Here is an 11,288-nt window from a genome sequence, read left to right on the forward strand (position 1 = left end):
TTCAATAGACAGGTGGCGAAACCACCCAGATGACCACCGCCGGCTCCGCACCGGGATTGCGCCAGCGGAACGGCTTGCCGTCGAAGCGAAAGGAGTCGCCTTCGCCAAGCCGGTGCCAGACGCCTGATATCTCGATGTCGAAGCTGCCGGAAGCGACATATCCGGCTTCCTCCGTCGGCCGGCGGGCTTCGGTCTTCAGTTCAGCACCCGGCGCGAAGACCGAACGCAGCATCTCGAAGCTACCGCCGAGATCGGGCGAAAGAAGCTCCTCCACCAGGCCGGAATCGCTTGTGCCAAGCGTGCGGCGGCTGCCGGCGCGCACGACCACGCCGCGCTCGTTCTCGACGGGCACGTCGTGACTGAAGAACAGGCTGACCGGCACGCCGAACAATTCCGCGAAGGCCCTGAGATCGCTAAGCGATGGTATCGACAGGCCGCGCTCGACCTGACTGACCCAGCCGACCGAGCGGCCGAGCTTCAGGCCGGTCTCGGCAAGCGTCAGCCCGCGCGCCCTGCGCAGCGCCCTGATGTCGCCGGCCAGCAGCCGTTCGAGATTTTCCTGATCCGATCTGACAGCGGTTGAGGACAAAGCTTTTTTCTCGGTGAAAATCTCTCTGGGTGAAAAATCCCCCTTGGTGAAAAACTGAGGGCAAATTTCATCAGGGGTCAGGTTTGTGAAAAAATCAAGAGAATTTTCATGAGGCCACAAGATTTGCTTGCGCCATTTTGACGGTTCAGGCAAAGGCTCGGCCACGAACGGCGAGTGAGGGCGCCCGGTCGAGGCTGCGTTAGAGCGCCACGCGTCAAATTGGACCGCAATGGTGCTCTCTCATTTCTAGACGGCGTATGATCCTTTCCGGAATCGATTCCGGTTTTCGGGTCACGCGCAAAGGGACGCCCATGCTGGAAAACAGGACTAAGATTACGGATGGCGCGGCGATCGTCGACGAGGCGATCACGTCGCGCCGTTCGGTGCGGGCCTTTCTGCCCGACATGGTCGACGATGAGACGATCCGCGCCATCCTCGCCGTTGCCGCGCGGGCGCCTTCGGGCACCAACATGCAGCCCTGGCGGGTCTACGTGACCAAGGGCGAGGTCAAGCAACGAATCAGCGACGCCATCCTCAGCTCCGGTATCCGTGCCGAAAAGGCCGAGTGGGACGAGTATCGCTACTATCCCGACCAGTTCTTCGAACCCTATCTGACCCGGCGGCGGGCCAACGGCTTCGGCCTCTACAGCGTGCTCGGCATCGGCCGGCGTGAGGTCGACAGGATGCGCGCGCAGCACGACCGCAACTTCGTCTTCTTCGACGCGCCGGTCGGCATGATCTTCACCGTCGACCGGCGGCTGAACAAGGGGTCGTGGATCGATTACGGCATGTTCCTGCAGAACATCATGGTGGCGGCGCGGGGCAGGGGCCTGCACACCTGCCCGCAGGCGGCCTTTGCACCCTATCACAAGCAGATCAGGCCGGTGCTCAACATTCCCGACGAGGAGATCGTCGTCTGCGGCATGGCACTCGGCCGTGAGGATACATCCAAGCCCGAAAACGCGTTCCGCACCGATCGCGCGCCGCTGGAAGAGTGGGTGACGTTCGCCAAATGAGGGGCGCCCAATGAGGTGACGACGCGCGGCGTCGGTCTATTGCACTTCGTAGCCGACTTCCTCGCTGGCGTGACAGAGCGCCTTCCAGAACGAGCGCGCAAACGAGCGGAATACATAGATGTCGAACTGGTCGGCGCCGGTGCGCTGGATCTGGGCGAAGACGTCATGATGCATGGTCGAGCGGCCGGCACCGACCGGGAAGGCCGGCAGCGCGAAGTCGATGGCGAAGAACTTTGCCAGCACCCATTCGGCCTTCGGTCCGGCGATGCGGATCGCGGTGCGGCCGTGCGACAGGTCGGTCACCGTGCCGATCGCCGGGGTGACGACATTGGCAAAGGCCGATGCCAGGCCCTCGGCCTCGTCGACCACGGTGAATTTGCCCGGCGCAAAACCGAACACCGACCTCACACCGCCGGTGCTGCCGGCGCCGGCGCCATCGGGCAAAGCAAGGCCGGTAACGGCGCGAATGCCTGCTATCAACGCCTTCTCCTGGCCCGGCCAGGCAGCGAGTTGCAGGATCGATCCCGGCCTGGTTTCGGAGAGGATGACTTCGATGCCGTGTTCGAAATCGCCATGCGAGCCGGCGCGCAGCTCCAGTTCAAGCGGTGATTGGCGCTCAACCATGCATGCGGCTCCCGTCCGGATCAAAGAAGTGGTTGGAGACGATCTCGACCGGGCCGAACCGGTTGCGCAGGGGATCGGAGATATGGGCGCGCGTGCCGCGCCGTGCCTTGCCATCCTTGACCAAAGCGAGCGCGATATACCTGCCGAGCGCCGGCGAATAACAGCAAGCGGTGATGTGGCCGATGGAATCGTGCGGATTGGCTTCGTCAAGCGCTTCGACGATGTGCGCACCGCCGTTGAGCGGCTGGTTGTCCAGCGAAACCAGGCCGACGAGTTCCAGCCGGCCGGGCGCGATCGGGCCCTCGCGGTCCATCATCGCCGAGCCGATGAAGGGCTTCTTCCTGGACAGCATCCAGTCGAGATGCAGGTCTCGTGCGGTGGTGCGGCCGTCGATCTCGGCGCCGGTGACGTGGCCTTTCTCGATGCGCAACGTGCCAAGCGCCTCAAGCCCGTAAGTCACCAGTCCGAACGGCTTGCCGGCTTCGATCAAGGCTTCCCAGACATGGGCGGCGTAGCCTGCGCCGGAGTAGACTTCGAAGGCCATTTCGCCGGAGAAGGAAAGCCGGCAGATCATCACCGGCACGCCTGATATCTTGCCGTGCACGATGCCCATGAAAGGCAGGGTTGCGTTGTCGACGGCGGTACCGGTGACGCAAGCAGCAAGAATGGCTCGCGCCTTTGGCCCGCCGATCGCCGCACCCGCCCATTCGTCGGTCACCGAGGTGACATGGACCTTCAGCTCCGGCCAGATGACGTCGAGGAAATACTCCAGATGCTGCATCACCTTGCCGGCATTGGCGGTGGTGGTGGTCATCAGGAAGTCCTGTTCGCCGAGCCGCCACGTCGTGCCGTCGTCGAAGGCGAGGCCGTCCTCGCGCAGCATCAGCCCGTAGCGGGCCTTGCCGACGGCCAATGTCGAGAACATGTTGGTGTAAACCCGGTCGAGGAATTCCGCCGCGTCCGGGCCCTGCACGGCGATCTTGCCCAGCGTCGAGACATCGACGATGCCGGCGCTCTCGCGCGTCGCCCTGGCTTCGCGCACATAGGCCTGCTCGATCGTCTCGCCGGGATGGCCATAGATCATCGGGCGATACCAGAGGCCGGCTGAATACATGGTCGCGCCGTTGGCGACATGCCAGTCATGCATCGGCGTCAGCCGTTCGGGCCTCAGGTCGCCGAAACGCTCCGCGGCGAGTGAGCCGATCGACACGGCCGAAAAAGGTGGGCGAAAGCGTGTCGTGCCGACTTCGGGAATCGGCTTGCCCAGCGCCTCTGCCATGATGGCGAGGCCGGGTATGTTGGAGCTCTTGCCCTGGTCGGTCGCCATGCCGAGCGTGGTGTAGCGCTTCAGGTGCTCGACCGAGACGAAGCCTTCGCGATGCGCAAGCCGCACATCCTCCGCCGTTACGTCGTGCTGGAAATCGACGAAGCTTTTTCCATCAGCCCTGATCTCGAACACCGGCGCCGGATCGGGATCGCCGGGTGCGGCTTCGACGACTGGCAGGGCCGCTGGCGTACCCGTTCCACCCGCCGCGGAAAGGCCGGCGGCGCGGCCTTCGGCGATTGCCTCGGCGGTGGAAAAGCTGCCGGTGAAAGCGCCGGCGCCAATCCATCGCTGGGTTGGCCATCGCTGGGTTGGCGATTGCTGGGTTGGCTTCGGTGGCAGGAAGGCCTGTCTGGCGGCATTCCATTCCGCCTTGGCGCCGGCCTGGCTGGCCAGATGGATGGTCGGCGACCAGCCTCCCGACATCAGCAGGCAGTCGGCTTGAATGCTGCGCGCCTCGCCGGCAAGCGCGCCGTTGACCATGTCGAAGCGCTGCACCTTGATGCCGGACAGCGCCTTGCCGCCTTCGGTGGCGACCACGGCGTGACCGAAAAGGATCTTGGCTTCCGCTTCATCGCCGAGCTCGCGCATCTCGCTCGAAAGCTCCGGCCGCACGTCGACGATGGCGACAATCGCCGCACCGGCCTTCTTCAGCGCCAGGGCGGAGCGATACGCGCTGTCATTGTTGGTGAACAGCGCGATCCTGTGGCCCGGCAGCACGCCGTACTCGTTGGCGTAGCGCTCGGCGGCATGGGCCAGCATCACACCCGGCCGATCGTTGCCTGGAAACACCAGGGGCCGCTCCAACGAGCCGGTGGCCAGCACCACCGACTTGGCGCGAATGGTCCAGTAGCGATGCCGCGGTTCGCCCTTGCCGGGTTTCTCCTTGTGGTCGGTAACCCGTTCGAGCGCGGCAAGCACGTTGCCGTCGTAATAGCCCCAGACCGTGGTGCGCGGCAGCAGGCGGACATTGTCATAGCCTTCGAGCTGGCCGGCGGCTCGCGCTGCCCAGTCGGCCCCGGGCATGCCGTCGATCGTCTCGCCCGACCAGTTGGCCGAGCCGCCGAGATGCGGTTCGAGCTCGCTGAGGATGACACGCGCGCCCTGATCGGCTGCTGCCCTGGCGGCCATCAGCCCGGCCGGACCGGAACCGACCACCAGCACATCGCAGAAGGCGTTCATGCGCTCGTAACGCGCCGTGTCGGCAGCGATCCCGGCGCGGCCGAGACCGGCGGCGCGGCGGATGAAATGCTCGCACAGCATCCAGAAACGCGTGCTCTTTAGCGGGCCGATCGCGGGTCCCATGAAGGTCTTGTAATAGAAGCCGGCGGACAGAAGCTTGCCGCCGAGCTGGTTGGCGGCGCTGACGTCCCAGGCCAGGGATGGAAAGCGGTTCTGGCTGACGGCGGTCAGCCCATCATAGATCTCGACCATGGTCGCGGCGATGTTCGGCTCGCGAACCTCGCCCCGCAACACCGTCACCAGGGCGTTCGGTTCCTCGACGCCTGATGTCAGCACGCCGCGGGGACGGTGGTACTTGAACGAGCGCCCGAACAGGGTGACGCCATTGGCCAGCAGCGCTGAGGCAAGCGTGTCGCCGGCATGGCCGGTGCAAGGCGCGCCGTCGAAGGTGAACCGGATGGTTCGCAGCCGGTCGATCCGGCCACCGGCATCGGTGCGGCGCGGGCTCATATCTTGCCCTCCGCCTTGTGCCGAGCAGCGACTTTGTGGTCGCCGCGCGTGAACGCGACGCTGGAGATCTCGTGTGTCAGCGTGTTGCGCACGACCCTGAGATGGGCGCGGCAGCCGCCGGAATGCTGCCAGATCTCGTTGTGGTCACCCGCCAGGTTCAACCGGTCATAGACATAGGCGTTCCAGGCATCGAGGTCCTGCGAGGCAGGCTGAGGGCGCTCGCGGTTGCCGTCGCCCTGATAGGTGAACTCGATGACGTCGCGCGGGCCGCAATAGGGGCAGGTAATCAGCATGCGATTGTATCTTCTCGTTTGACCATGATTTTGGCCGAAAACCGGTTCCACTCTTTGTTACGCCGGCCTACGGTTCGGGATCATGGTCTAATGCAGCCGCGGCGTTGCGCCCTGGCCCTTGTCGTCGATCACCAGGCCGCGATGGAAGCGATCCAGCGTGAAGGGCGCGTTGATGTCATGCGGTTCATCCTTGGCGATGGTCCAGGCAAAGCACCAGCCGGAGGCCGGCGTCGCCTTGAAGCCGCCGTAGCACCAGCCGCAGTTGAGATACATGCCCGGCAGCGGGCCGGTGGTGATGATGGGAGAACCGTCCATCGACATGTCGCAGACGCCGCCCCAGGAGCGCAGCATACGAACGCGGGCGAGACCGGGAAAAAGCGCCAGCATCTCGCTCATCACCTCGTCGACAACAGGCAAACTGCCGCGCTGGGCGTAGCTGTTGTAGCCGTCGAGATCGCCGCCATAGACAAGGCCGCCCTTGTCCGACTGCGACATGTAGAAATGGCCCATGCCGAAAGTCAGGACCGTGTTGATGAACGGCTTCAGCGATTCCGTCACGAAGGCCTGCAGCACGTGGCTCTCGATCGGCATCGTATCGATGCCGGCGAGCCGCATGACTTGCCCGGTGCTGCCGGCCACCGCGACCGCCACCTTCCTGGCGCGGATCTCTCCGCGCGACGTCGAGACGCCTGATATGCGGTCGCCGTCGCGCAGGAAGCCGGTGACCTCGCAATTCTCGATGATGTCGACGCCGCGACGGTCGGCGCCGCGCGCATAGCCCCAGGCGACGGCATCGTGGCGGGCGGTGCCGGCGCGCCGCTGCATCAGGCCGCCGACGATTGGGAAGCGCGCCGTGGCGGAGACGTCCAGCGCCGGCACCAGGCGCGCGATCTCGGCCGTGGTCATCAACTCGGCGTCGACGTCGAGATGGCGCATGGCGTTGCCGCGGCGGGCAAAATCGTCGAGCTGGGCGGGCGTGTGCGCGAGGTTGAGGCAGCCGCGCTGCGAGAACATGACGTTGTAGTTGAGATCGTGCGACAGGTTCTCCCACAGCTTCATCGAATGTTCGTAGAAGCGCGTGTTGGCAGGCAGCAGGTAGTTGGAGCGCACGGCCGTCGTGTTGCGGCCGACATTGCCGGAGCCGAGCCAGCCCTTTTCCAGCACCGCGACGTTGGTGATGCCGTGCTCCTTGGCGAGATAATAGGCGGTCGACAGGCCATGGCCGCCGCCGCCGATGACGATCACGTCGTAGGACGCCTTCGGGTCCGGCTTGCGCCAGGCCGGTTTCCAGTCCTTGTTGCCGGTCAGCGCATTTTTGAGAAGCGAGAAGGCCGAATATTCCGCCATTCTTTTTGTTGTCCGTTCTGGCTTTTCGTCAGCCGTTTTGGGCGATGCGGCACATTATAGAGCAGGCCGCTGCCGCAAAGCCAATATTGCGCCATCGCTTTTCGACTGGCCGACTCCGAAATCGGCGGGCAGGGGCGGGACGGCTTGCTCCCCGGTATGAGCGTCTTTATCAAGGGCGAGCTTTAGAACGCCTTACCACCTGTGAGTCGCCAAACGATCATGCTTTTCCGACTACTCCGCTTCGTTCTGGTCCTGGCGATCGTCGCCTCGGCGCCGCTGTCGCTTGATGCTGCGGCGCAGGGGCTTGAGCAGGCTGCCTCTGGAGTGGTCGCCGACCAGCAGAAAATCCTGCAGGACCTGACGACAAGGACCGACAATCTCGAAAAGAAAATCCAGGAGGACGGCGACGACGACGCCAGTCTTGTCGATATCCGCCTGCAGCTCGAGGAAATGTCGCGAGGTGCGCTGAACAGCGCGCTTGCCTTCCGCCCGCGCCTTTCGGAGATCAACGCAAGGCTCGATCAGATCGGGGCGCCGCCGGCCGCGGGCCAGCCGCCCGAACCCGAGATCGTGACCAGCGAACGCCAGGTGCTGGCGTCCGAAAAGGCTGAGATCAATGCTGTCATCGCCGCGGCGCAAAACCTGTCGATCCGCATCAGCGGCCTCATTGCCAAAATCGGCAATATGCGCAGCGAGCTGTTTCGCAACCTGCTCACCAAGCGCTACGTGCTGTCCGACGCGTTGAGCCCCGAGGTCATTTCCGACGCCAACGGTGAATTTACCGGCTTCTACAAGGCGGTGTCATCGTGGCTGGCCTTCGTCTTCAAGTTCAAGTTCCAGGCCGTGCTGGCCGCGACCTTGACGGCGCTCTCCCTGGCGGCGGTGCTTTTTGTCGGTGGGCGGCGTCTGTTCGGGCGTGTCTTCGAAGCGGACCCTTCGGTCGAAGATCCGTCCTATCTCAGCCGGTTGTCGGTGGCGTTCTGGTCGACGTTGCTGCCGACGCTGGCGGTCGGCGTCTTCCTGGTCTCGACCGTGTTCTTTTTCAACTATTACAACGTGTTGCGCGGTGACATTGGCGTTTTCCTGAATGCGCTGGTTGGGGTCATCGCGGTGGTGTTCTGTGTCAACCGACTGGCCAATGCGGCGCTGGAGCCGCGGCTGCCGAACTGGCGGCTCATCCCCGTTGAATCGGGTCCGGCGCGCTGGCTGGTGCGGCTGACGACCGCCATGGCTGTGGTGATCGGCGTCAACAATTTCCTGTCGGTCGTCAACGACAAGATGGGCTCGCCGCTGTCGCTGACCATCGCCAGAAGTTTTGTCGCCACCATCATCGTCGGCGTCATCCTGATCCTGATGGGGCTGCTGAAGCCGTTCAAGGCCACCGACGGAAGCTGGCGCCCCTGGCCGGCGTGGCTGCGCTACACGGCAGTCGCGATCGGCCTTTTCACCATTGCCACTGCGCTGCTCGGCTATATCGGCCTTGCCATCTTCGTCTCGCTGCAAGTCGTGGTCACCGGCACCATTCTGGTCACTGCCTATATCGGCTTCCTGTCGGCGCGGGCGATCAGCGAGGAAGGCGGTTTTGCCAACACATCGATCGGGCGCTGGCTATCGACCAATTCCAGTTATGAGGAGTCGGCGCTCGACCAACTCGGCCTGGTCGTCAGCGTCGCCATCAACCTGATGATCGTGCTGGTGTTCCTGCCGCTGATTCTGTTGATGTGGGGCTTCCAGCCTGGCGACATCCAGGCCTGGGGCTACAAGCTGGCGACGGACCTCACCATCGGCTCGGTGACGATCTCGGTGACCGGCATCCTGACCGGCATCATTGTCTTCATTATCGGCTATTTCCTGACGCGCTGGTTCCAGGGCTGGCTCGACGGCTCGGTGATGGCGCGCGGCAAGGTCGATACCGGCGTGCGCAACTCGATCCGGCTGGCGGTCGGCTATGCCGGCGTGGCGCTCGCAGCACTCGTCGGCGTCTCGGCGGCGGGGATCGATCTCTCCAATCTGGCGCTTGTCGCGGGCGCCCTGTCGCTCGGTATCGGCTTTGGCCTGCAAAATGTCGTCTCCAACTTCGTCTCCGGTCTGATCCTTTTGGCCGAGCGGCCGTTCAAGGTCGGCGACTGGATCGTCGCCGGTGAGATCAGCGGCACGGTCAAGAAGATCAGCGTGCGCGCTACCGAGATCGAGACGTTCCAGCGGCAGTCGGTGATCCTGCCCAATTCAAACCTGATCAACAATGCCGTCGGCAACTGGACGCACCGCAACAAGCTCGGTCGCATCGACATTAAGGTCGGCGTCGCCTACGGCAGCGACGTCAAGCAGGCCCATGCTGTCCTTTTGGAGATTGCGCGCGGCCATCCGCTGGTGCTGAAAAATCCGGAACCCTTCGTGCTGTTCACCAATTTCGGGCCGGCCGCTCTCGAATTCGAAATCCGCGTGTTCCTGGCCGACGTGATGAACGGCAACATCGTGCAGAACGACATCCGGTTTGCCGTCCTCGATGAGTTCGCCGATCAGCATATCGAAATTCCATCGGCGCCGCGCGCCGTCGTCGAGACCAAGAAGCATGAGGCGTGGCCGATCGATGACGACAAGATCGAAGTCGATTTCGCCGAGCAGGAGCGCGCGGCGGCTGAAGCCGCGGCCGAGACGAAACGCCTGGCTAGATCCGGGCGCAAGACCCGCAAGCCGGATCCCGATTGAAGGCTGAGATCCAAGCAAGAGCGTGGAAGGCGGATCACCCTAGAAGTTTATGTGATCGAGTTGATCTGACGGATAGGTTCTTGAGAGGTGATGCCGGTTCTGCTCGTCAGTGTATCCGAGGAGCTTTCCCGATAGCCATTCCAACTGCGGGCACCAGGCGCCGCGGTGTAGAAGCTCGAGAAGCAGCGAAAAGGCTTCCACTCTCCATGCTTCGCCCTCGTGGGCGTAGAAATAATAGTCGATGTTGAGCCGGGTTCCTCCCGGTCCTTTTGCTTCGAAAGTTCGGAGATGCTCGGACAGCGTTCCATTTGCAACATGGGTCGCGAAGTCCTGATTGGCCAATGCATCGGATTTTTCAAAGCCGTCCACGCGCTCGTGGGCGAACATCGCAAAGGGCTTGGCCCCCGCAAGCATCATCTCCAGTTCACGGTTGGTGTGCGGCGGGTATGGATAAGGCTTTTTGCCATTCATCTATTTCAATTCCCAACACTGCTGTGGAACGACACGGCGCTTCGGCTGAACGTTCCGAAAACCAATTGCGGCATGAATGCGGCATTCAGTTGCCGTTCAGCTGGCATCTCATATAAGCTCACGTGCAAAGGGCGAGAATGCCTTGCGAAATGCAACAGAGGCGGTGGAAACACCGATACTGCAAATGTGGAAGTCTCTCGTCGCCGCCATCGCTTTTCTTGCCGTGGGCGGTTCAGCCTTCGCCGCCAGCGCGACCAACAAGGACGCCGAGACCCGCACACTCGTCGTGACCGAAGGCGGTGGCAAGACGGAGCTGGCGCTGGCCGCCGGCGAAACCGCGGAATTCTGCCCGACCGGCTGTTTCGTTACCATGCCGAATGGCGACCTCGAGGCGCTGACCGGTTCGGAAACGATCGAAATCTCAGGCGGCGTCGCCCGTATCAAGTAACCGCGTCAAAACGTTAACGACTGTTTTTCGAAGGCCGGGCAAATGCCCGGCCTTTTATGGTTCGCCGGCGCGGTGCTGATGGTGGCCGAATTCGGCGACGCGACGCGGGCCGCGACGCCGGATCTGCTGTGCTCGGTGCTGTTCCTCGGCGGGCTTTTTGCGTATGTGCGCGGTCGCGAGGTGGCGGCGGCGATCCTGCTCTTTCTCGCCTTCATGGCGCGGCCCGACAGCATCGTCTTCCTCGCCATCTTCGCCGTGCTGCTGGTCGGCTACCGGCAGAAGGCGTGGGGCGCGCTGGCCGGCTTTGCCGCTTCCTTGGTCGCCTATTTCGCCAGCTCGCACTGGGCGCAGCATCCCGGGCTGGTGGCCGCATCTGTGGTTCTCCAGCGTCGAGCAGCACCACAATATGGACGGCTTCGATCCGCCGTTCTCGGCTGCCGCCTATCTCCGGGCTTTTGCCGTCTTCCTGGTCCGCGCCGTCAGCCTGAACAGCTGGGTGGGCATTTCGGTGCTGGCGCTGGCGGGTGGTATGCGGCCAGCCGCGCCGGCTTCAAGCTCGACCGCCGTGCCGGCATCCTGTTTGCGGCATTGGTGTTCGGCGTGCTGGCGAAGTTTACCGTCTTCCCGATCCGCGACACCCGCATCTATTTTCCCAATCTGATCCCGCCGTACCTGCTGCTCGCCGGCCCGTTCATGGCGCTGTGGGCGAGCATCAAAGGGCGTCGCCCCGCAGTGTTGCACTTCGTTCCAGGAGATAAACCATAAGTTCCGTCTC

General features: G+C 63.5%; 9 protein-coding genes and 1 pseudogene. 4 read left to right on the forward strand and 6 right to left on the reverse strand.

All coding sequences use genetic code 11. The features are described 5' to 3' along the window. Position 1 precedes the first annotated feature (1 nt). Complete coding sequence (locus BQ8794_RS32205; protein ID WP_077383652.1) at positions 2-589, reverse strand: helix-turn-helix domain-containing protein; 588 nt, start codon at positions 587-589, stop codon at positions 2-4. A 311-nt stretch (positions 590-900) separates the two neighbouring features. Here BQ8794_RS32205 and BQ8794_RS32210 point away from each other — a divergent pair, with 311 nt between their 5' ends. Then, positions 901-1,605, forward strand: a complete 705-nt coding sequence (locus BQ8794_RS32210; RefSeq protein ID WP_143744807.1) for a nitroreductase — start codon at positions 901-903, stop codon at positions 1,603-1,605. Positions 1,606-1,641: 36 nt separating this feature from the next. Here BQ8794_RS32210 and BQ8794_RS32215 read toward each other — a convergent pair whose 3' ends face one another. The 4 genes from BQ8794_RS32215 to BQ8794_RS32230 all read right to left on the reverse strand — a co-directional run bounded on the left by BQ8794_RS32215 (position 1,642) and on the right by BQ8794_RS32230 (position 6,885). Then, positions 1,642-2,229: a sarcosine oxidase subunit gamma gene (locus BQ8794_RS32215; RefSeq protein WP_077383655.1), complete on the reverse strand. Its 588-nt coding sequence runs from the start codon at positions 2,227-2,229 to the stop codon at positions 1,642-1,644. Continuing rightward, complete coding sequence (locus BQ8794_RS32220) at positions 2,222-5,245, reverse strand: sarcosine oxidase subunit alpha (RefSeq protein ID WP_077383657.1); 3,024 nt, start codon at positions 5,243-5,245, stop codon at positions 2,222-2,224. Before BQ8794_RS32220 ends, BQ8794_RS32215 begins: the two co-directional genes overlap by 8 nt. After that, positions 5,242-5,538, reverse strand: coding sequence for a sarcosine oxidase subunit delta (locus tag BQ8794_RS32225; RefSeq protein WP_077383659.1), 297 nt, complete (start codon positions 5,536-5,538; stop codon positions 5,242-5,244). Before BQ8794_RS32225 ends, BQ8794_RS32220 begins: the two co-directional genes overlap by 4 nt. Positions 5,539-5,625: 87 nt before the next feature. Continuing rightward, positions 5,626-6,885: a sarcosine oxidase subunit beta gene (locus tag BQ8794_RS32230; protein WP_077383661.1), complete on the reverse strand. Its 1,260-nt coding sequence runs from the start codon at positions 6,883-6,885 to the stop codon at positions 5,626-5,628. A 219-nt stretch (positions 6,886-7,104) separates the two neighbouring features. Here BQ8794_RS32230 and BQ8794_RS32235 point away from each other — a divergent pair, with 219 nt between their 5' ends. Next, positions 7,105-9,594: a mechanosensitive ion channel family protein gene (locus BQ8794_RS32235; protein WP_077383663.1), complete on the forward strand. Its 2,490-nt coding sequence runs from the start codon at positions 7,105-7,107 to the stop codon at positions 9,592-9,594. Between the two features lie 39 nt (positions 9,595-9,633). On the opposite strand, the gene BQ8794_RS32240 is transcribed toward BQ8794_RS32235, so the two are convergent. Further along, positions 9,634-10,065, reverse strand: a complete 432-nt coding sequence (locus BQ8794_RS32240; RefSeq protein ID WP_077383665.1) for a hypothetical protein — start codon at positions 10,063-10,065, stop codon at positions 9,634-9,636. 184 nt (positions 10,066-10,249) lie between these two features. On the opposite strand from BQ8794_RS32240, the gene BQ8794_RS32245 reads away from it, so the two are divergent. Beyond that, a complete protein-coding gene (locus BQ8794_RS32245) occupies positions 10,250-10,513 on the forward strand; it encodes a hypothetical protein (RefSeq protein ID WP_023798910.1) in 264 nt (87 codons plus the stop codon). A gap of 66 nt (positions 10,514-10,579) precedes the next feature. Continuing rightward, positions 10,580-11,278 (forward strand): annotated as a pseudogene (locus BQ8794_RS32250) (hypothetical protein); the annotation flags it as partial. Between the last annotated feature and the right edge of the window lie 10 nt (positions 11,279-11,288).

Origin of the sequence: Mesorhizobium prunaredense (genome assembly GCF_900156895.1) — a bacterium.
GTDB classification, from domain to species: Bacteria; Pseudomonadota; Alphaproteobacteria; order Rhizobiales; family Rhizobiaceae; genus Mesorhizobium; species Mesorhizobium prunaredense.

Coding starts and splice junctions, on each gene's coding strand:
- BQ8794_RS32210 (WP_143744807.1), top strand. CDS start 901: ATGCTGGAAAACAGGACTAAGATTACGGATGGCGCGGCGATCGTCGAC.
- BQ8794_RS32215 (WP_077383655.1), bottom strand. CDS start 2,229: ATGGTTGAGCGCCAATCACCGCTTGAACTGGAGCTGCGCGCCGGCTCG.
- BQ8794_RS32245 (WP_023798910.1), top strand. CDS start 10,250: ATGTGGAAGTCTCTCGTCGCCGCCATCGCTTTTCTTGCCGTGGGCGGT.
- BQ8794_RS32225 (WP_077383659.1), bottom strand. CDS start 5,538: ATGCTGATTACCTGCCCCTATTGCGGCCCGCGCGACGTCATCGAGTTC.
- BQ8794_RS32220 (WP_077383657.1), bottom strand. CDS start 5,245: ATGAGCCCGCGCCGCACCGATGCCGGTGGCCGGATCGACCGGCTGCGA.
- BQ8794_RS32235 (WP_077383663.1), top strand. CDS start 7,105: ATGCTTTTCCGACTACTCCGCTTCGTTCTGGTCCTGGCGATCGTCGCC.
- BQ8794_RS32240 (WP_077383665.1), bottom strand. CDS start 10,065: ATGAATGGCAAAAAGCCTTATCCATACCCGCCGCACACCAACCGTGAA.
- BQ8794_RS32230 (WP_077383661.1), bottom strand. CDS start 6,885: ATGGCGGAATATTCGGCCTTCTCGCTTCTCAAAAATGCGCTGACCGGC.